Below are 18,376 nucleotides of genomic sequence, written 5' to 3' on the forward strand. Positions count from 1 at the left end.
CTTGCGAGGCGGGGGCGGCGATGGGCACGGCCCGGGCCCTGCCGGCGGGTACGCTGGGGCCCATGTCGTTGTCGTCGTCGTCCGTGTCCCTGTCGAACCTGGTCGTTGTCGCCGAGGAGCACACTCGCGAGCTGCCGATGTCTCCCTATGCCTTCGGGGCCCTCGCGTTCGTCTCGTTCCTCGCCCTCCTCGGCGTCCTGTGGGCCTTCCGTGGCACCGCGCAGAAGCACGTCCTCGGTCACGCCTCGCACGGCAGTGGCCACCAGCACGACAGCCACGGCGCGCACACCGACCACCAGGGCAGCCACCACTGACCATGCGCCTCGGAGTGATGGGCGGGACGTTCGACCCGATCCATCACGGCCACCTCGTGGCCGCCTCCGAAGTCCAGACCCGGTTCGGGCTCGATGAGGTCGTCTTCGTCCCCACGGGCCAGCCCTGGCAGAAGGACGAGCGCGAGGTCAGCGCACCGGAGCACCGCTACCTCATGACGGTGGTGGCGACCGCTTCCAACCCCCGCTTCACGGTGAGCCGGGTGGACATCGACCGTCCCGGCCCGACCTACACGATCGACACCCTGCGCGACCTGCACCGTGAGCGGCCCGATGCCGAGCTGTTCTTCATCACCGGTGCCGACGCGCTCGCCCAGATCCTGTCCTGGAAGGACGCGGACGAGCTGTTCGACCTCGCCCACTTCGTGGGCGTCACCCGGCCGGGTTACGTCCTTTCCGAGTCCGGTCTCCCCGCCGACCGGGTCACCTTGCAAGAGGTGCCCGCGATGGCGATCAGCTCCACCGACTGTCGAGCGCGCGTCGAGCGCGCCGAACCCGTCTGGTACCTCGTGCCCGACGGCGTCGTCCAGTACGTCAACAAATACCGCCTGTATGCCGCCGGCTCACCTGCCGGCGCACCGGCACGAACGTAGGAGAGCAGTGCCCGCCACCGAACGATCCCTTGACCTGGCCATGACGGCCGCCAAAGCCGCCGACGACAAGCTGGCCACCACAGTGGCCGGCATCGACGTCAGCGAACAGCTCGCCCTCACCGATGTGTTCGTGATCGTCTCGGCGAGCACCGACCGACAGGTCGGCGCCATCGTCGACGAGGTGGAGGACCAGCTCCGCGAGAAGGGTGCCAAGCCGATCCGCCGCGAGGGCGAGCGGGACGGCCGCTGGGTGCTGCTCGACTTCGGCGACATCGTCGTGCACGTCCAGCACGATGAGGAGCGCGAGTTCTACGAGCTCGAGCGGCTCTGGAAGGACTGCCCCGAGATCGACCTCGGCGTGCCCAAGCGCCGGGACGCATGAGCGGCGAGGCCTCGGCCTCGACCGCCCCGACGACCTCTGGTCGGCGCCGGATCATCGTGCTCAGGCACGGCCAGACCGACGACAATGCGCGGGGCGTCTGGCAGGGACAGGTCGACAGTGACCTGTCCTCCCTTGGCCACGAACAGGCACGCGCCGCGGCCGGTGCGCTGGCGGCATACGCACCGTCGGTGGTCGTGGCCTCGGACCTGAAACGAGCGGCCGAGACCGGCGCGGAGGTCGCGCAGGCGTGTGGCCTGCCGATCAGCTACGACGCGCGGTGGCGAGAGATCCACGTGGGTCAGTGGGCAGGCATGACGAGCGAACAGGTGAGCAGCGAGTTCCCCGAGGAGCGGCTGCGACACCTGCGCGGCGAGGACTTCGTGCGGGGGGTCGACGGGGAGTCGCTGTCGGACGTGGCGCAGCGGGTCCGCGCCGCTCTCGACGACCTGCTCGACGGCCTTCCGGCGGGGCAGACGGCCATCGTGGCGACGCACGGGGTGACCGGCCGCGTGGTCATCGCCGAGCTCGTGGACCTCGACCGGCTCACCGCCTGGCGGGTGCTCGGGGGTTTCGGCAACTGCCACTGGGCCGAGGTCGTCGAGGCCGAGAACGGCTGGCGGATCCAGGCCTGGAACGCGTCGGCCTGAGGTCTGGGCGCGGACGCCGCCCCGATTTGGAGATTGGGTGGGGGTACTGGGTAAACTTCCGCAGTCCCCCTCGGGGGATGTCCCACTCGGGAGACCGGGGCTGTGGCGCAGTTGGTAGCGCACTTCCATGGCATGGAAGGGGTCAGGGGTTCGAATCCCCTCAGCTCCACCGAACACGAGATGGCCCCCGGCCGGCGGAAACGCTGGTCAGGGGCCATTTCCGACGGCATCACGCGGGTAGCAGAACCCGGACCTGGTCCCTCACCTGGCGCACGAGGTCGTCGGCCGGTTTGGCGATGTTGATTGTCGCGGCCATGCTGACGAACATGATCGCGGAGACGATGTGCGCGAGGGTAGCGGCGTCGTCGGAGTGGATGCGATCGTCCCGCTGTAGCACATCGGCGATCGCCAGTTCGGTCTGCACGGTCAGGTTGAGCGCGTCGCGGTGGTGGGGTTCCTCGGGGTCGCCGAAAACGATCTCTCGTAGGTAGGTCCGTCCGTTGTCGACCTGTTTGCGGTTGCACTCCACGACCGGGCGGACGATCGCCATGACCGCGTCGAGCATGTCGGGGATGTTCTCGGCCGCCCTCCTGCCTTGGGTGAGCGCATCGGCGTAGGTGGAGTTCTGCACGAGCAGCAGGAGCTCGCCCTTGGACTTGGCGTAGAGGAACAGCGTGCCCGCACCGATATCGGCCCTGTCGGCGATCTCCTGGGCGGTGACCTCGTCGACGCCGCGCTCGGCGAAGAGCTCCCGTGCGGCGGCGGTGATGCGGTCGAGTTTCTGCTGCTTGTTCCGCTCGCGCCGTCCGACGGGTTGGGAGGTGAGTGGCATGTCTGCCGCCCTTCTCTGCGGTCTGGGCTCCGGGGTGCCGGCTCGAAGGTGCCGGCGCTCATTCTTCCACGGCGGTGCGAGAGCTCTCGTATCTCGGAACTCCGGTTAGAGCGCCCCACCGGTCCGCCGAGAGCCGCCCTGACTTGGCCGGTCAGGTCATCGGCGATGACCTCGTACTCGCCGGCCTCGACAGCGTCGTGGACCTCGGTCACGAGCGCCGTTGGCTGCATCTCGTTCGATCGGCGCTTTCGCCAGTGACTTGCTCATGTCGCTGACTCCTCCTGGGTTGGGTCGCCCGGTCGGTCAGCGGGCGAGGAACTCGACGGCGACCGGGGCGAATCTGTCGTGGAACTGGAAGATGCCGCCGTGGCCGGAGTCGGGGTAGATGACCAGCTCGGAGCCCTTGATGCGGCGGTGCAGGTCTTCGGAGAGCACCGAGGGCACCATCCGGTCGTTGTCCCCGTTGGCGATCAGGGTGGGCTGGGTGATCTTCGACAGGTCGGCGGCGGGCGAGCGTCCCCACTGCTTGATCGCCTTGAGCTGCGTCTGGAAGGCCTTCACCGCCACTCGCGCGTCGCGGTCCACGGTGCGCTCCTTGAGGCGCTCCACGAACGCGCGGGCGGCAGGCTTGCCCGTGGCGTTGCGGTTGAAGAAGAGAAACTCCTTCGGGTCCGACCGCGTCACGGCGGCGCGGAGGATGTCGTAGTAGGTGACGCCGGCGACCTTGTCCATGTCCTTGCCGCCAGCGGGGCCGGTGCCGGTAAGGACGAGCTTGCGGACGAGGCCGGGGTGCTTCACCACGAGGGCCTGGGCGATCATGCCGCCGAGGGAGAAGGAGAAGATGTCGACTTTTTCGAAGCCGAGCGCCTTGATGAAGGTGGCGGCGTCGTCGGCCATCGCCTCGATGCTGTCGGGAACCGTGCCGGTGGAAGCCCCGATGCCGCGGTTGTCGAAGGTGATGACGTGGTGCTGAGCGGCGATGGGGTCGATGATCCGGGGGTCCCAGTTGTCGAGGTTCGCGGCGAGGTGGACGAAGAAGACGACGGGGACCCCGACCTTCGGCCCCAGCTCGCGGTAGGCGTAGGTCACGCCGCCGGCGTGGATGGTGCGGGTCGGCGCGTCCTTGTAGGAGGTGATGACGTCGTCCTGTGCGTGGCTGTTCGTGCTCATGATGTTCTCCTGTGTCCTGGTTCTCGGGTGATGAGGTGGGCTGGTCAGGCCCTGCTGATGACGGCCTTGCCGCGGATGCCGCCCTTGTCGAGCGACTGAACCGCCTTCACGGTCTGGTCGAAGTCGAAGACCCGTCCGACGACGGGGCGCAGTGCGCCGGCATCGACGAGATCGGTGATGTGGCGAAGCTGGTCACCGCTGGCGCGCATGAAGAGGAACTCGTACGTCACGCCCAGGCGCCGGGCTTGGCGGCGGATGCGGCTGCTGAGGGCGGTCATCACCAGCCGGAGGATCGGGTTCGCGCCGAGTTCGCGGGCGAAGGCCGTATCGGGTGGTCCGGCGATCCCGATCGCTTTGCCACCGGGGCGCAGCACGCGGAGCGACTTCTCTAGGTTTGTCCCGCCGAGGCTGTCCAGCACGAGGTCGTACCCGTCAAGGAGCCGTTCGAAGTCTTGGCGGCGGTAGTCGATGACCACGTCCGCCCCGAGTGCGCGCACGAAGTCGACGTTGCCGGTGCTGACGGTGGTGGCGACCGTGGCACCGAGGTGCTTGGCGAGCTGGATCGCGATCGTTCCTACTCCGCCGGCGCCGCCGTGGATGAGGACCCGTTGTCCTGGCTGCACGTTGCCCCGCTCGACGAGCGCCTGCCATGCGGTCAACGCCACCAGCGGTAATGAGGACGCTTCCTCGAAGCTGACCGACGCGGGCTTGAGCGCCAGATCCGCCTCGGCAACCGCGATGCGTTCCGCGAAGGCTCCGATGCGGTCCTTGTCGGGCCGGGCATACACCTCGTCGCCGAGCCTGAAGCCCTGCACCTTCGCACCGACGCCGATCACCGTTCCGGCGACGTCGTTGCCGAGGATCTGCGGCAGCTTGTACGGGAGGATCTGCCTGAACTCGCCCGTCCGGATCTTCTCGTCGAGCATGTTGAGCCCGGCAGCCTGGACCTCTACCAGCACGTCGCGCTCTCCGACCACGGGCTCGGAGACATCCGCTTGCTGCAACGGACCCTTGTACTGCCTCACGACGAACGCTCGCATGCTGACTTCTCCTCGACAGATTAACTGAGTGACCTCAATAATGAGCACGCTCAGTTAATCTGTCAAGCGGGAGCCGTCTTCAGCCGGAAGGCGTCACCTGGCTGGACGCGGCGCCACATCCTCCTTGTGCGCAACGCCGGAAGCGGGTCGGCCGAGCCTTTCGGCCCTCGTGGACCCGTGCTGGGTCTTGAGCGTCCCGCGTCCAAAGGCGTCCGACAGCGACTCGTCGATGGTCTTGATCCCGCTGACGGTGTCCATCAGCATGCTTTGCCGCAAGCGGTGGTGAACCTGGAAGGCTGACCGGGCTCGGCTCGTATGCGATAGCGACGTGGGCTGCGCGTTCCCTCTGTCAGAGGGCAGCGCGCAACAGTCGTTCTGCGAGCTTGAGCTCGGACCCCAGCAAATCGAGCAAGGCGACGTCAGCTGGTTCTCCGCCGGTTTCGACCTGACGGGCCAGGTCGGCGACGCGGCGGGCGCCTAGGTTCGCCGCTGACCCTTTGAGTTCGTGGGCAGCGCTTCGCAGGCTGTTGGTGTCGTTGGCGTCGAGGGCTCGGCGCATCGTCGCGAGCAGGGCCGGGGAAGCGGTCGTAAAGGCGTCGACTAGAGCCGGGAGGAGCCCGGGCCCGGCTGCTGCGCCGAGCTCGCGTAGGGCCGAGAGGCGCCCGGGGTCCAAGGCCGCGAGGCGCTCCGGGTCCAAGGCCAATGTGTCGCTGTCGAGCGAGCTCGGCGGCTCAGGGTCGGGTTGGTTTGCCCGGCGATGGGCGGGGCGCGCCCAGCGGTCCAGAACGTCCTTGAGTGTTCTCAGGGCGACGGGTTTGGGGATGTACGCGTCCATCCCGGCCACCAAGCACCTTTCGTGATCCGCGGGCGTCACGCCCGCTGTCATGGCGATGATCGGCACCCGTATACCGCCGTTCTCCCGCCGCCGGATTTCCTGGGTCGCGACGTACCCGTCCATCACGGGCATGTGGCAGTCCATCAGCACGGCCACGTAGTCGACGGACGTGACGGCCTCCACGGCCTTGACACCGTTCTCGGCGATGTCGACGTCGTAGCCCAGGTGTGTGACCAGCCCCTCGGCGACGAGCTGGTTCACGGTGTTGTCCTCGACGACGAGCACGCGTCCCGAAGCCGTCGCCGCGCGCGCCGCGTCGGGCTTCTCCGCCTGCTGGGACGCCGTGGTGGGCGCATCCGCCACCAGCTTGAGGAGTCGGTCGAAGAGCTCGGAACTGCGCACCGGCTTGCTCAACGCGTCCTGGACCCCGGCGCGCCGCAGCTCGGCCCGGTCGATCTCGATCGACGACGACAGCATGATCAGCGCAGTGCCGCGCAACGTATCCTCGGCGCGGATGAGGCCCGCCAGCTCGAGGCCGTCGATGTACGGCATGCACCTGTCGAGCACCGCGATCGCGTAGGGATCGCCAGAGGCGAGTGCGGCGCGCATCATGCCAACGACCGCGTTTGGATGCTCGACGACGTCGGGTCGCGTTCCCCATTCCGTGAGATGCGCGTGGAGCACCAGCCGGTTGGTGGCGTTGTCGTCCACGGCCAAGACCCGCAGTCCCTGTAGCTGGTCGCGGCGCGGTACCCGGGGTGGACCGGTCGCCGACACGGGGAGCGGCACTTCGAACCAGAACGTGCTGCCAACGCCTTCTTCACTGTCCACTCCGATGGCGCCGCCCATCGCCTCGGTCAGGCTGCGCGAGATCGCCAGTCCGAGACCGCTGCCACCGAACCTGCGCGTGGTGGACGGGTCGGCCTGGGTGAAGGAGTCGAACATGGCGTGCTGCGCATCTTCCGCGATGCCGATTCCTGTGTCGGTCACCTGGAAGCGCACCCGGCCCGGGTCCGTCGTGCTCATCCGTGCGGTGATCACCACCTCGCCCTTGTCGGTGAACTTCACCGCGTTGGAGGCGAGGTTGAGCAGGATCTGGCGCAGCCGTCCCTCATCGCCGACCAGTCGCGCTGGGACCTCGGGGGCGCAGTAGGCGATCAGCTCCAGCTCCTGGCGCGCGGACATGGGTGCCATCAGAGTCGCCACGGACTCGACCAACGACCGGGGATCGAGGTCGACGAGTTCGAAGTCGACCATTCCTGCCTCGAGCTTGGAGAAGTCGAGGACGTCGTTGATGACCTGGAGGAGGGCCTGCCCGGCGTTCTGGAGGTTGTCGACGTACTGGACCTGGGTCTCGTCCAGGTCGGTGTGCCCGAGTAGTTCGGTGAGCCCGATGACTCCGTTCATGGGGGTCCGGATCTCGTGGCTCATCGTGGCCAGGAACTCTGACTTCAAGCGTGAAGCCTCCGTGGCCTCCTTGCGGGCGACCTCGAGCTCCGCCGTGCGGCTGGCAACGCGCTGCTCGAGCTCGGAGCGGTTGGCGCTGAGCTCCTCAGCCAGCATGTTGATTCCGACCACCACGGCGTCGAGGTCGTCATCCTCCGCGGGGCGTGCCCCGCGGGCATCAAGGTCGCCGGCGGCGAGGCTGGTGAGCAGCTCGATGATGCTGTCGATGCCCGTCTGACGGGCCTCGGTCATGCCTGCACTTGCAGCCACGCGACGGCGTCCGCCTCGGAGGTGAACATCTTCACCGGGATCGCGCCTCGCTTCAGCCCCATGAAGAAGTTGGCCAGCATTCGCGTAGAGGCCGACGCGGCGATGAGCGCGACGGCTCGGTAGTTGGGATTGCGGTCCATGAAGAACTCCCGAGCGGGACGGTCAATCGACTCAACCTGACGAAGGTCGACCAAGGAGAGCACCTTGCCCCGTCCTAGGGCCTTGATCTCGGCGTCCACAGCGCGAGCCTCCTCGATGCCGCACACCGCACCCGGGAGCCAATCGGTCCGTGCCGTACCGCTTGCCTCGTCCCACGAGACCTCGTAGCACTTGTCCTCGGCACTCATCCCGCCACCTCCAGCCAGAGTCCCCGATCTAGCGCCAAGGTACCCTAGTGCCGTCCGTAAACGACAGAACGGCATCGGTCGGGACATATCTCCCCCAAGTAGTGATGTCCTACATCTAGGTGGACAGCCTGACGTTGCCGACAGGCGGCTGATCGGTCGGGGTCCGCCGAGTGCCTGTTGCGGCCCCCGCAACCCTTCGCGCCATCAGCGAGCCAAGCCACACCCACTGAGGAGCGCCCGCTCGTTGCGGGCCAACCTCCACACAGAGGGGTTGCTGCTCACAGGGCCGATTCGCGTCCCCTGGCGGATCCCCTCCACCGAAGACGAGATGGCCCCTGGCCAGCGGAATCGCTGGTCAGGGGCCCTCTCCCTGTCGCCCGGGGGTTGGGATCTCCCGCGCCTGGGTAATGGGTGGGGATGACACTCACGGATCCGTGTGCCCTACCCGATGCAGTCCCGCAGGGCGGCGAAGGCGACGACATGGTCGTCCGCGCGATGCACCGCCTCGAGTCGTCGGCGGCTCTGGACCGACTGGGTCGTGTGCTCGAGTTTGCGTCGAGGCCGCTCGCCGCGGAGCCCACTCGCTCGCTGCTGCTGGGCGCAGGTACGGGTCACGCACTTCACCCGGTCATGACGGATGTCCCCATCGGGCTCTGGTCTTCGGCGGTGCTGCTCGACGTGCGTGGCAGGCGAGCTGACCGCCCCGCTGCGCGCCTGTTGCTGGCGGCGGGCCTCGTGTCTGTGCTGCCCACCGTCGTCACGGGCATGGCTGAGTGGCGTCAGCTGAACCGGCCGGAGAACCGTGTCGGCGCGCTGCACGCGGCGCTGAACCTCGGGGCTGTTGGCTTGTATGCCGTGTCCCTGGGTCTGCGACGTCGCGGCCAGCACGGCTCGGGCGTGGCCGCCAGCATGGCGGCTACCGTCGTCGCCAGCGGGGCGGGATACCTCGGTGGTCACCTCGCAATCGCGAGGAAGGCCGGAACTCGGCACCCGGCATACGAAACTGACGCGGTGGGGCCGAGCCTCGGCCGACCGGATCCCCGGTGAACCCCACCGGCGCAGGCGTGAGCGGATGGCGGCTCGCTACCCCCAAGCCCCGGGAATCGGGGACCGAGTGGTGGATTGACGAGCACCTCCAGCGGGTAAGGAAGGCCTATCCGCACCCGTCGTCGGGCGCCCTGCTGAAGGAGGTCCTCTGTGACTGACACGGAGATGGCCATCCTCGACTTCGAACGAGAATGGTGGCGCCACGCCGGTGCGAGGGACCAAGAGGTCGCGCAGCGGTGGGGCATGAGTGCCTCCGAGTACGACCGTCGGCTGATCGCGATTGCGATGCGTCCCGAAGCGATGGCGTACGACCCGCTCACGGTGCGGCGCATCCGCAGACGGCTCGTCCCCCCGATCCGCGCGCAGTTCGGCGGTAGGTGACCAGACACGTCAGCCTCGCGCCAGCACACGAATGCGTCAGGTCGAGTGCCACGATGAACGGGTCGGAAGACTGCCTGCACCATCGCTGGGTTCAAGGGACATGACAATGTCAAGCAGGCTGCGGACCGGCTCGTCCCGGCTGAAGGCAGGGTCGCAGAGGCCGGCCACGATGCGGTGCGCCACCTCCGCGAGCTTGATGTTGTGCCGGCTGGAGTACGCCCGGAGCAGCTCGAAGGCGCCGTCCTCCTCAACGCCGAACGTCAGCATCAACGCCCCTTTGGCCTGCTCGATGGCTGCCCGATGCTCCGCGGAGGCGGCCACCGCAGCCCTGGCGGTCTCGCGTATGGGTTCGGTGAGGTCGACGACGAAACCAGTGAGCCGCTTGACCTCTCCACCGACGGCCTCGCTCTCCCCGACGAAGATGACTCGGCGAATCTGGCCATCGCCGCGAACGAGGCTGTAGACACACGAGTACGGGCCCGGGTGGTCGAGGTGATGCTGAAACCTGGCAATCATGACCGGACGGTCCTCTTCGACCATGTGATCCAGGATGAGATCGGTGGTGGGTGCCTCGTCAGGTGCCAGATCGTGGAGTTCTCGCAGACCTTCGGACCAGGTCCAGCGGCCACTCTCGGCCTCGTACTCGAACGACATCGTCTGGCCGTCGCTTTGCGCACCGTCGCGGGTCACCGGCTACCTCCTACATGACGACCCTGAGGGATCTCCCAAGTGGGAAGGCCACTTCTCGACCAAGGCCAAGAATACGACGCGGAATCCGCCGACGCCACGGGCTCGAAGCGAGTGGTCGGTGCATTGCATAGTTGACGCGGGATCGGGTAGATGTGACGTAGACGGTCTAGCGGAGGTCAGCGAGAGCATGGAAGGAATTCCCGAGACGCGCTTGGCGCTGGCCGAGATGTCACGGTTCCATGATGAGGACCTGACGGCTCGGTTCGGCGCCATGGCCGACCGGGTGGGCGCGCTTGCCCCGGAGTGTGTTGGCCTGACGCTGTCCTTTCTGCAGCAAGGACTGGCGTTCACGTGGGTCGCCACCGGCTTGGACGTCGCGTCTCTGGACGCGGTGCAGTACCTCGGCAACGGCCCCTGCGTCGAGTCCATGCAGCAGGGCGCCGTCGTGGCGACGACCGGCTCGGATCCCCTCGACGAAGGCAACTGGTTGCTGTTCGCGCGAGCGGAGAACACCGCCGGCGTCGAAAGCACGCTCTCCATTCCCCTCCTGGAGGACCACGTCGTCGTCGGCGGGGTCAACCTACGGAAGCACACCCACGGCCTTTGACGGGCTGCACTCCGAGCTGGCCGCCGAATGCGGCGGGTGGCCGGCAGGCGCCGTGACCAATGCCGACCTCTCCCTCTCCGGGGTGCGTCGGGCGCAACAGACACCGGAGACGATGCGAGACCAGTTCGTCACCGACCAGGCCGTCGGCATGATCATGGCCGCGCATCGCGTGGGTGACCAGGCGGCAAGCCAACGTCTCCACGAGGCCGCCCAACGAGCCGGCATACAGGATGCGGAACTCGCCCGGATCCTGGTGAAGACCCGGCTGCTCTAGACCGATGTCGGGCGCTGCGCACTGCTGATCCGGGGGCCGAACGCGCCGCTGTGGGTCAGGCGGGATCGCCGAAACTGGTCAGTGGGGCGCGCGTAGCCGCGATGACCAAGTGCTCGACGAGCTCGTCCAACGACCGGAACTCTTGTGTCCTGGTGGCGACCGACAGGTGCCACAGGAGATGGCTTGGAGCATGCTGCTTGATCAACGTGGCGGCGAGGTGATCGTGCGTGGCTGGAAAGCATCGAGGGCTCAGGTAGGTGCCGAGCTCGTCCGCCCAGCTCGAGGCCTGGGGGCTGGTCGGCGCGGTGGGCGAGGTCATTGGTGTCTCCCGGGGTTGCATCACAYCCGGCGTGTCCATGGGTGCTCACCTCACCGTTCCCACAACCACTCTGACTCAAACGCGCACAACGGCAGGGTTCACGATCGCGGGACGGATGGCGCGGGCTTGTTTGTCTGGCCCGGGGACGGGGTAGCGGGCATGTACATGCATCGCACACCTAGAGCGGCCAACGGCGGTCCTCGCGAGGAGGGAGAGCTTCGTGCTCGACATGCAGCGACTAGGACCGGCCAGCCTCGTGCTGGTGCGTCACGGCGAGAGCATCGGCAACCTGGCAGATCGCGCGGCCCGTGAAGCCGGGGCCGCCCGACTCGACCTGCAAGACCGCGACGCGGACGTGCCCCTCTCGGACACGGGGCGCGAACAGGCGGACGCCTTGGGGCGGCATCTGCGCGAGCTGGGCGCGACCGCGAGACCGACTGCCGTCGTCAGCTCGCCCTACCGGCGAAGCGCGGACACGGCCGAGCTGGCGCTCGCCACGGCTGGTCTCGCTACCCCAGTGATGCGCGACGAGCGGCTGCGCGAACGCGAGCTGGGACTGTTCGACGGGCTCACCGGCACCGGCATCCGCGACGAGTACGGCGACGAGGCGCGGCGGCGTGAGCACCTCGGGAAGTTCTACTACCGGCCACCCGGCGGTGAGAGCTGGTGTGACGTAGCCCTGCGGGTCCGCTCGTTCCTGCGTGACGTCGGCACCCGCCCGGCCACCGACCGGCTGTGGATCTTCACCCACCAGGCGGTGATCACCTGTTTCCGCTACGTGCTCGAGGGGATGGACGAGGCCGCAGTCCTCACGCTGGACCAGACGGTGGACGTCCCCAACGCTTCGACCACCACGTACCGACGCGGACCGGCGGGCGTACCCGAGCTCGTCGAGTACGCGTCGTCCGCAGTGGTGGAGTCGAGCGGCGTTCCGGCCACGCACGAGCCAGAGCACGCAGGGCGCGGGAGCGCGTCATGAGCCGGACCGTCCGGGACCTGGGCACCGATCAACTCGGCGCGTGGCCACTACCGGACCCGGGCGGGGGCAAGGAGGGACGGGGTCGCGTGGTCGTGGTCGGGGGCAGCCGACGGACTCCCGGAGCGGTGCTCCTGGCTGCGGAGGCCACGATGCGGGCCGGCGCCGGAAAGCCACAGTTCGCGACCGTGAAGAGCGTGGCCGTCGCCGTGAGCGTCGCCCTCCCAGAGGCGCTGGTCACCGACCTGCACGAGACCAGCGACGGCGAGATCGCCGCGAAGGCGGCCGAACAGGTGCTCACGCTCGCTGACGGTTGCGACGCGCTCTTGCTGGGGCCGGGGCTGATGTCACCGGACTCGGCCAACGACCTGCTCGACGAACTGGTGCCGCGACTGGACTGTCCTCTGGTGCTGGATGCCCTGGCCATGGCCTACCTGACCGAACACCCGGACGGGGTCGCTCATCTCGACGGAAGGGCGGTCCTGACACCGAACGAGTCCGAGCTCGCAGAGACGCTCGGGCGGGACAAGAGCGAGGTCGCAGCCCATCCCGGGGAGTGCTGTGCCGAGCTTGCGGACCGGTGCGGCGCCACTGTGGTCGCGGGTGGCGAAACGACGTACATCGCCGCACCTGGCTCGGCGGTCGTGTGGCGCCACCCGGGAGTTCCCGGTCTCGGGGTCGCAGGGTCTGGCGACGTCAAGGCAGGCATCGTCGCCGGACTACTTGCGCGAGGCGTCCCGGCGGAGGGCGCGGCAGCCTGGGGCGTGGTGCTCCACCTGACGGCCGGCAGGGCGGTCAGTGAACACCAGGCGCCGGTGGGCTTCCTCGCCCGAGAGGTGCTCCCGTGGGTCCCGCGGGTGATGACGCAGCTGTCGTCGCAGGCAACCTGAACGATGGTCGCGTATGCGCATTGGCCCGCTCAGACCACGAAACCCATACCCACGAGAGATGAGGTCGGGGACGCTGCGCCCAGAGGTTGACCGACCCAGCCCTCCCCGCCTGAAGGAGCGTCATGTCCGCCGAAACCCACTCCACGCACCACGAAGCCGAACGCCAATCCTCAAGCCCGGATGCTGCCGTCCCCGACTCGCCGACGGAGGTCACGCGTGAGTCGTGGCAGTACATCGCGCGAAAGACCCTTCGCGAGTTCAGCAAAGACCAGTGCACCGACCTCGCGGCGGCCCTGACCTACTACGCCGTCCTGGCGCTGTTCCCCGCTGTCATCGCCCTCCTGTCCCTTGTCGGCCTCTTCGGCCAGGGCCAGCAGACCGTCGACACCCTGCTGGGGATCCTGCGCGACGTCGGCGCCGGCTCGGCCGCGAACACGCTCGGACCGACGCTCAAGACCATGGCAGATCGGGAGGGGGCCGCCGGGATCGCCTTCGTGGTGGGGCTCGTGACTGCCCTGTGGTCTGCTTCCGGCTACATCGGCTCGTTCGGGCGTGCCATGAACCGGATCTACGAGATCCGGGAAGGACGGCCGTTCTGGAAGCTGCGCCCCGTCATGCTCGCAGTGACGCTGGCGGAGGTCGTCCTGGTCGCGCTGGTGGCGATGGCGCTGGTGCTGACCGGTCCCGCAGCCCGTGCCGTGGGTGATGCGATGGGGCTCGGTTCGACCGCGGTGTTGCTGTGGAACGTCGCCAAGTGGCCGGTGATCCTTCTCGTGGTCGTCCTCGTGGTGGCGATCCTCTACTACGTCACACCCAACGTGAAGCAACCACGCTTCCGCTGGGTGAGTGTGGGTGCGGTCGTCGCTATCGTGGTCTGGATCCTCGCGTCGGCCGCCTTCGGCTTCTACGTCAGCTCGTTCTCCAACTACGACAAGACGTATGGCGCACTGGCAGGCGTCGTCGTCTTCCTCCTGTGGTTGTGGATCACCAACGTGGCGCTGCTGTTCGGCGCGGAGCTCGACGCCGAGCTCGAGCGCGGACGGGAGCTCCAGTCCGGCATACCCGCCGAGGAGACGGTGCAGCTGCCGGCCCGCGACACCCGGGGCACGGACAAGGCGGACGCGAAGGAAGCCGAGGACGTGGAGCGTGGGCGCCGCCTGCGGGCTACTCGTGGTGGCGATCACGACGTTCGTTGAGCTACCGCGACGAGTCCTGGAGCGCGAACGCGATCTCGCGAGCGACACCGAAAGCGAACCATCAGCGCACCCTTTGCGGGTGGACGCCCACTTCGACCTCTGGGTGAGTCGACCGCCAGTCGAGTGTGAGGGTGGCTATCCGGCTCGTCAGTCGTCCTTCTTCAGACTCGGATACTTCTTCTCGACAGCCGACCGGACCTGCTTCTTCTCGGCCGCTGTTCCATGTTGGGCCACCCGGGCCAGAGCATTCCGAGCGTGCTCGATGTCAGGAATCGGGTACTTCTCCTGTTCCGGCAGCGCGAACGACGACTTCTTCAGCTTCTTGCGGTTCTCGCTGTCACTGAGATCCTTCGACACGGTCGACTCCTTTCCAGAGGCTGAGGTCATACCCGCAGGCGCCAAGCTCAAACCCCCGCCCTGGGCCGAGGTGTGGCCAAGCGCGGCTGGACGGTGGAGGTCTTGCAGGTCACGCAGGAGCCCGACCGCCCCGGTGTGCACCTCGACGAGGCCCTCAGCGTGCGACACCTCTGGCCACAGGGTGGGTGGTGGGGTGACGATGGGCTCATGGCAGCAGAGGCGGCGGTGGAGCACGAGCGGGTGGAGCGGCTGTTCTGTTGGTGTTGCGGGAACGGCTTCGACGAGCGCGACCTCACGCGGCTGGGGACGCACCCGGAGGTGGGGGTGTGCACCGGGTGCGCGCGATGGCTCCACCGACGCGCGCGAGCCCGCGCCAACGCCGGGCGCGGCGCCCCGGGCGTCAGGGTCCGCCGGGGCGTCGCGGTGGTCCGTGGCCGCGTGATGCGCGCCGGCGCCCAGGACTGGCCGGTCGTCGGGTCGCTGCTGCGCCGCCTGGACCGACACCTGCCCTGATGGTCGTGGCCGCCCCGTGAGGCACCGCGAGAGCGATGGCGGGGAGGTTGCTGACCGCAACGCCGTCGTCGCCGACCTTGTTTGGTGCAGGGACGACCTGCACCGCCTGCTGGCGGCGACGACCCCAGCACTGCTCCGTGCACGCTCCAACGGCACCAGATGGACCAACGAGCAGCTGCTCTTCCACATGGTGTTCGGGTTCCTGATCGTCAGACGACTCGTGCCGTTGGTTCGTCTTCTCTCCGTTCTGCCACCTTCGGTCGGCCGGACCTTCGTGTGGTTCCTGGACGCGGGCACGGTGCCGTTCCACTGGGTCAACTACGCCGGCTCGTGCGGCGGGGCGCTCGTGTTCGACCACGCCCGCATGGGGTGGCTGTGTGACCGGACGATAGGCGCGCTGGTCCGCAGCCTCGAGCAGGCACCCGAGGACCGGCTGGCTCAGGGGATGCCCTTCCCGACGCGGTGGGACCCGTACTTCGAGCCGCACATGACCCTGTTCGACGTGTACGCCTACCCCGCACTGCACTACGCGCACCATCGCAGGCAGCTCACGCTCTGGACCTGACGCCGCGCCGTGCGGTCCCGCTGCCCTCAGGGGTTGAGCTTGGACCAGAGTGCGACGGCCTGGGCTCGGCTGTGGGCACCGACGCGCTCGCGGGCCGTCGACACCCGTTTGCGGACGCCGCGCTCGGTGATGCCGAGGCGGTGGGCGATGCGCCGGTCGGTCCAGCCCCGCGCGACCAGGGCCAGGACCTCGGCCTCACGGTCGGTGAACGTCACACTGGGCGGCAGGATCGTCTGCATCCGACGGGCGGCGTCCTCGAGCTGGTGTCGGAAGACCAGAGCGCTGGCCAGGGGCTGACGGACCAGCTCCAGGCGGCGCATGTCGTCGTCGCTGAAGTCGTGACGGCTGCGGTGGACGCCGAGGAAGACCAGGGTGGTGGGGGTCGCGAGCAGAGTCAGGGCGGCCGGGTAGCGTCCGCCGCAGAAGCCATGCATCGCCTCGTACGGCTCAGAGTCCCAGAACGGGCCCATGGGGGTCAGGTCGCTGACCCGGTGGGTCGCCAGCTCCGGCAGGCCGGCGCTGAACGACGGGTGCTGCGACACCACCGCCTTGGCCCGCTCGACGTAGGTTGCATCCAGCGGGTCCTGCCCGGCCACGTCCACCGACACGCGGTCCGCTCCGTCAGCCCCCACAGTCCAGGTCGTCAGGCCGGCGCCGGCGTCGGCGCGCAGCTGACGGTGCACGGCGTTCGCGAGCAGCTCGCCGTACGGTTGGCCGCGCACGGCCAGGTGGGCAGCTTCGACACTGAGCCTCACAAGGTCCTGATCCCCCACAGCCGCCCCCGCAATGACGCGCCAAAGTTCCGCTTTTGACACTACTCGTGCCACGGGCGCGCGTGGAACCCTTCATCAGGCGGCGACCCACACCGAGTGGTGGCGCCGGCTGGGTTGGGTGAGGGCGGCTGCCAGCGGTTCGCACGAACGGTGGGAACCGTCCGCTTGGCCGTGGCTGAGGTCGGTCGAGGTGAGCGTCGGGAAGGCAACAGGGGATGCCTGGGCGCTGGCAGCGACCGGCACGCCCGCCCACGATGAACGACCGGGTGCTCTTCGTCCGGTCGTTCATCGCGCTGTGGCGCATCGCAGCCCGAACACCGGCGACGTAGCATGCGGACGTGGCGACCGCGTTCGAGAAGGGCAACACCGGTGTGCGCCCACCCGACGCAGTCTTGAGGCTGCCGTCGACGGTGGTGGACGTCGACGGCTACCTCACGCGAGTCGGCGTCCGGGTCGAGAAGCCCGACCTGGCCACCCTGCAGGCCCTGCACGAGGCGCACGTGCGCACCTTCACGTTCGACAACATCGACGTCCTGCTCGAGCAGCACCCCGGTGTGGAGCTGCCCGACGTCCAGGCCAAGTTCGTCGGTCGTGGTCGTGGGGGGTACTGCTTCGAGCACGCCACGCTCTTCGGCGCCGTCCTCACCGCCCTCGGGTACGAGGTGGAGCGGCGGCTCGCACGGGTCGGCGACGTGACCGCTTCGGCCAGGACCCACTGCGTGCTCGCGCTCCAGGTCGACGGAACGTCGTGGCTGGCCGACCCCGGTTTCGGCCTGAGCCTGATGCACCCGATCCGCTTCGTGGACGGCGCGCTGGACGACCACGGGGGCTGGGCCTACCGTCTCCAGCGCCACGAGAACCCGGCCGGTGGTCCGACGTGGGAGCTGCAACGCCAGCGGGACGGGGCCTGGGAGCTCATGCACACCACCGACGACCTGCCTGTCCAGCAGGTCGACGTGCGGGCGGGGCACCACTTCACCAGCACCTATCCGACGTCGCACTTCCGGCACGGGCTCATGCTCACCCGTCACCTGCCGGACCGGCACGTGACGGTCACGCACGAGGCGGTCACGGTTCGCCGTCCCGGCGAGCCCTCCGAACACCGCGAGCTGGCGGCGGGGGAGCTCCCGACCCTGCTGGGTGAGCTGCGCGTCGGCCTGACCGAAGACGAGACCGAACGCCTCCTGGCCGTCGTGCGCCGGCTGCGCTCAGGTCGGGAGACTCAGTCGCCGTAGCTGTCGCGCACGGTCGAGTCCCAGCGCCAGTGCGGGGCCCGGTTGGCCTCGGTGCGGTGGGTGGCGGTGAGGAAGTCGTGCCAGCCGTCGCCGGTGCGGATGGAGCCGGGGAAGAGCCGGTTGAGGACGCAGACGCAGATGTCGTCGTCGATGCTGAAGTCGATGCCGTGCGCCGTCAGGACGTCCCACGCGTGGGCCGCCCCCTCGACTATGCCCATCGCGCCGAACCCCGACGCGTCGGAGTTGCCGGCTGGGTGGTAGCCGAGGTGGCCCGGGGGAGCGGTCGCAGTCACGGCGACAAGCAGCCCCCCGGCGGCGTCGAGACAACGCACGATGGCCGCCGTGCCCTTGGCGGGGTCGGGCCACACCAGGTTCGGCGGGGTGGTGGGCTGCCACTGGGGCGGGTCGAGGAACGGGACGTACTCGTCGAGGTGGACCTCACGGCTCGACAGGTTCATCGCATAGGCGGCGAAGTCGTCGACGACGTGGGCGGCGGTGTCGCGACAGTCCCAGACGAGGCCGTGGGCCTGCCGCGCCCACCCGTCGTCGGGCACCTGGGCGAAGCCGATCATGATCGCGTCGACCACGATGCGCAGGTCGTCGGGGCTGGGGACGGGTGCGGTCATGGTCGCGAGCGTAGGTGCAGGGCCCGACACCGG

Annotated in this window: 25 protein-coding genes and 1 tRNA gene; 15 read left to right on the plus strand and 11 right to left on the minus strand. The window is 68.5% G+C overall.

Going from position 1 to position 18,376, the window contains the following annotated elements; genetic code table 11:
* The first annotated feature begins 62 nt into the window (after nt 1-62).
* The 5 genes from AC1DWR_RS01825 to AC1DWR_RS01845 all read left to right on the plus strand — a co-directional run bounded on the left by AC1DWR_RS01825 (nt 63) and on the right by AC1DWR_RS01845 (nt 2,123).
* On the plus strand, nt 63-314 hold the full coding sequence (locus AC1DWR_RS01825; protein WP_477615370.1) for a hypothetical protein: 252 nt from the start codon (nt 63-65) through the stop codon (nt 312-314).
* A gap of 2 nt (nt 315-316) precedes the next feature.
* Nucleotides 317-925, plus strand: a complete 609-nt coding sequence (nadD, locus tag AC1DWR_RS01830; RefSeq protein WP_477615369.1) for a nicotinate-nucleotide adenylyltransferase — start codon at nt 317-319, stop codon at nt 923-925.
* Between the two features lie 7 nt (nt 926-932).
* Complete coding sequence (gene rsfS / locus AC1DWR_RS01835) at nt 933-1,307, plus strand: ribosome silencing factor (protein ID WP_082592622.1); 375 nt, start codon at nt 933-935, stop codon at nt 1,305-1,307.
* Nucleotides 1,304-1,954: a histidine phosphatase family protein gene (locus tag AC1DWR_RS01840; RefSeq protein WP_477615368.1), complete on the plus strand. Its 651-nt coding sequence runs from the start codon at nt 1,304-1,306 to the stop codon at nt 1,952-1,954. The genes rsfS and AC1DWR_RS01840 overlap by 4 nt, the downstream gene beginning before the upstream one ends.
* A 96-nt stretch (nt 1,955-2,050) precedes the next feature.
* Nucleotides 2,051-2,123 (plus strand) — tRNA-Ala (locus tag AC1DWR_RS01845).
* 60 nt (nt 2,124-2,183) lie between these two features.
* Here the strand turns inward: AC1DWR_RS01845 and AC1DWR_RS01850 are convergent.
* From AC1DWR_RS01850 to AC1DWR_RS01875, 6 genes are all read right to left on the minus strand, one after another.
* On the minus strand, nt 2,184-2,786 hold the full coding sequence (locus AC1DWR_RS01850; RefSeq protein WP_477623448.1) for a TetR/AcrR family transcriptional regulator: 603 nt from the start codon (nt 2,784-2,786) through the stop codon (nt 2,184-2,186).
* 303 nt (nt 2,787-3,089) lie between these two features.
* Nucleotides 3,090-3,956: an alpha/beta fold hydrolase gene (locus AC1DWR_RS01855; protein WP_477623449.1), complete on the minus strand. Its 867-nt coding sequence runs from the start codon at nt 3,954-3,956 to the stop codon at nt 3,090-3,092.
* Between the two features lie 44 nt (nt 3,957-4,000).
* Nucleotides 4,001-4,996 (minus strand): NADP-dependent oxidoreductase, encoded by a 996-nt coding sequence (locus AC1DWR_RS01860; RefSeq protein WP_477623450.1) that lies wholly within the window; start codon nt 4,994-4,996, stop codon nt 4,001-4,003.
* A 93-nt stretch (nt 4,997-5,089) separates the two neighbouring features.
* On the minus strand, nt 5,090-5,254 hold the full coding sequence (locus AC1DWR_RS01865; RefSeq protein ID WP_477623451.1) for a hypothetical protein: 165 nt from the start codon (nt 5,252-5,254) through the stop codon (nt 5,090-5,092).
* A gap of 91 nt (nt 5,255-5,345) precedes the next feature.
* Nucleotides 5,346-7,529: a response regulator gene (locus AC1DWR_RS01870; protein WP_477623452.1), complete on the minus strand. Its 2,184-nt coding sequence runs from the start codon at nt 7,527-7,529 to the stop codon at nt 5,346-5,348.
* Nucleotides 7,526-7,894, minus strand: coding sequence for a SpoIIAA family protein (locus AC1DWR_RS01875; RefSeq protein WP_477615363.1), 369 nt, complete (start codon nt 7,892-7,894; stop codon nt 7,526-7,528). The genes AC1DWR_RS01870 and AC1DWR_RS01875 overlap by 4 nt, the downstream gene beginning before the upstream one ends.
* Before the next feature lie 417 nt (nt 7,895-8,311).
* Between AC1DWR_RS01875 and AC1DWR_RS01880 the strand changes: the two genes are divergently transcribed.
* Together AC1DWR_RS01880 and AC1DWR_RS01885 are read left to right on the plus strand one after the other, a co-directional pair.
* Nucleotides 8,312-8,941 carry a DUF2231 domain-containing protein gene (locus AC1DWR_RS01880; RefSeq protein WP_477623453.1) on the plus strand — a complete coding sequence of 210 codons (630 nt, stop codon included), beginning with the start codon at nt 8,312-8,314 and terminating at the stop codon, nt 8,939-8,941.
* Nucleotides 8,942-9,091: 150 nt separating this feature from the next.
* Nucleotides 9,092-9,322: a DUF3263 domain-containing protein gene (locus AC1DWR_RS01885; protein WP_477623454.1), complete on the plus strand. Its 231-nt coding sequence runs from the start codon at nt 9,092-9,094 to the stop codon at nt 9,320-9,322.
* Between the two features lie 36 nt (nt 9,323-9,358).
* Here AC1DWR_RS01885 and AC1DWR_RS01890 read toward each other — a convergent pair whose 3' ends face one another.
* Nucleotides 9,359-10,012 (minus strand): PAS and ANTAR domain-containing protein, encoded by a 654-nt coding sequence (locus AC1DWR_RS01890; RefSeq protein WP_477623455.1) that lies wholly within the window; start codon nt 10,010-10,012, stop codon nt 9,359-9,361.
* A 211-nt stretch (nt 10,013-10,223) separates the two neighbouring features.
* Here AC1DWR_RS01890 and AC1DWR_RS01895 point away from each other — a divergent pair, with 211 nt between their 5' ends.
* Nucleotides 10,224-10,619 (plus strand): hypothetical protein, encoded by a 396-nt coding sequence (locus AC1DWR_RS01895; protein WP_477623456.1) that lies wholly within the window; start codon nt 10,224-10,226, stop codon nt 10,617-10,619.
* 52 nt (nt 10,620-10,671) lie between these two features.
* The gene (locus AC1DWR_RS01900) at nt 10,672-10,893 is read left to right on the plus strand and encodes an ANTAR domain-containing protein (protein WP_477623457.1); all 222 of its coding nucleotides are present in this window, start codon (nt 10,672-10,674) and stop codon (nt 10,891-10,893) included.
* Between the two features lie 55 nt (nt 10,894-10,948).
* Here the strand turns inward: AC1DWR_RS01900 and AC1DWR_RS01905 are convergent, their stop codons facing one another.
* Complete coding sequence (locus AC1DWR_RS01905; protein WP_477623458.1) at nt 10,949-11,212, minus strand: hypothetical protein; 264 nt, start codon at nt 11,210-11,212, stop codon at nt 10,949-10,951.
* Between the two features lie 229 nt (nt 11,213-11,441).
* Here AC1DWR_RS01905 and AC1DWR_RS01910 point away from each other — a divergent pair, with 229 nt between their 5' ends.
* From AC1DWR_RS01910 to AC1DWR_RS01920, 3 genes are all read left to right on the plus strand, one after another.
* On the plus strand, nt 11,442-12,191 hold the full coding sequence (locus AC1DWR_RS01910; protein ID WP_477623811.1) for a histidine phosphatase family protein: 750 nt from the start codon (nt 11,442-11,444) through the stop codon (nt 12,189-12,191).
* Complete coding sequence (locus tag AC1DWR_RS01915; protein ID WP_477623459.1) at nt 12,188-13,078, plus strand: NAD(P)H-hydrate dehydratase; 891 nt, start codon at nt 12,188-12,190, stop codon at nt 13,076-13,078. The genes AC1DWR_RS01910 and AC1DWR_RS01915 overlap by 4 nt, the downstream gene beginning before the upstream one ends.
* A gap of 122 nt (nt 13,079-13,200) precedes the next feature.
* Nucleotides 13,201-14,274, plus strand: coding sequence for a YihY/virulence factor BrkB family protein (locus AC1DWR_RS01920; protein ID WP_477623460.1), 1,074 nt, complete (start codon nt 13,201-13,203; stop codon nt 14,272-14,274).
* A gap of 147 nt (nt 14,275-14,421) precedes the next feature.
* Here the strand turns inward: AC1DWR_RS01920 and AC1DWR_RS01925 are convergent, their stop codons facing one another.
* A complete protein-coding gene (locus AC1DWR_RS01925) occupies nt 14,422-14,631 on the minus strand; it encodes a DUF6582 domain-containing protein (RefSeq protein WP_477623461.1) in 210 nt (69 codons plus the stop codon).
* Between the two features lie 207 nt (nt 14,632-14,838).
* On the opposite strand from AC1DWR_RS01925, the gene AC1DWR_RS01930 reads away from it, so the two are divergent.
* Both AC1DWR_RS01930 and AC1DWR_RS01935 read left to right on the plus strand, forming a co-directional pair.
* Nucleotides 14,839-15,144, plus strand: a complete 306-nt coding sequence (locus tag AC1DWR_RS01930; protein WP_477623462.1) for a hypothetical protein — start codon at nt 14,839-14,841, stop codon at nt 15,142-15,144.
* 16 nt (nt 15,145-15,160) lie between these two features.
* A complete protein-coding gene (locus tag AC1DWR_RS01935) occupies nt 15,161-15,709 on the plus strand; it encodes a DinB family protein (protein WP_477615354.1) in 549 nt (182 codons plus the stop codon).
* Nucleotides 15,710-15,735: 26 nt separating this feature from the next.
* On the opposite strand, the gene AC1DWR_RS01940 is transcribed toward AC1DWR_RS01935, so the two are convergent.
* The gene (locus AC1DWR_RS01940; protein WP_477623463.1) at nt 15,736-16,431 is read right to left on the minus strand and encodes a helix-turn-helix transcriptional regulator; all 696 of its coding nucleotides are present in this window, start codon (nt 16,429-16,431) and stop codon (nt 15,736-15,738) included.
* Between the two features lie 389 nt (nt 16,432-16,820).
* On the opposite strand from AC1DWR_RS01940, the gene AC1DWR_RS01945 reads away from it, so the two are divergent.
* The gene (locus AC1DWR_RS01945; protein ID WP_477623464.1) at nt 16,821-17,717 is read left to right on the plus strand and encodes an arylamine N-acetyltransferase family protein; all 897 of its coding nucleotides are present in this window, start codon (nt 16,821-16,823) and stop codon (nt 17,715-17,717) included.
* Here the strand turns inward: AC1DWR_RS01945 and AC1DWR_RS01950 are convergent.
* Nucleotides 17,705-18,343 carry a hypothetical protein gene (locus AC1DWR_RS01950; protein ID WP_477623465.1) on the minus strand — a complete coding sequence of 213 codons (639 nt, stop codon included), beginning with the start codon at nt 18,341-18,343 and terminating at the stop codon, nt 17,705-17,707. The genes AC1DWR_RS01945 and AC1DWR_RS01950 overlap by 13 nt on opposite strands.
* Nucleotides 18,344-18,376: the final 33 nt, after the last annotated feature.

It is taken from the genome of Pedococcus sp. P2_E2 (genome assembly GCF_056403955.1).